This is a genomic window from Dellaglioa sp. CoH-56-MRSF-13 (assembly GCF_056782095.1).
In genome coordinates, this window is sequence record NZ_JBXAYC010000202.1 from 1 (window position 1) to 251 (window position 251).

General features: G+C 56.6%; 1 protein-coding gene. It reads left to right on the forward strand.

Features of this window, described 5'->3' with window-relative positions:
* The coding region (locus AC1RP1_RS08430) for a hypothetical protein (protein ID WP_481762795.1) at positions 1 to 251 on the forward strand (251 nt) is incomplete at both ends.

A 251-nucleotide genomic window follows, 5' to 3' on the forward strand; every position in this document is an offset into this window, starting at 1 on the left:
CCCGGTCAATCCGACACCGCCCACAAACGGCACGATTCGTTGGGCCGCGTCCGTTGATCAAGTCGCGTTTGCCAAGGTCTGTTCGTTCCTAGATTTCAACTGGGCCGAGCTATTCCAAACCAATCAGACGATCATAGACAACTACGGTACCATTGATCCCGTGTCGATCGCGATCGTATCGAATCCGCCTACCGGTGAATTCAAGGCCTCGGTGCTGACCGGTATCGGGCAGACGGTGGTGGGCCAAGGTC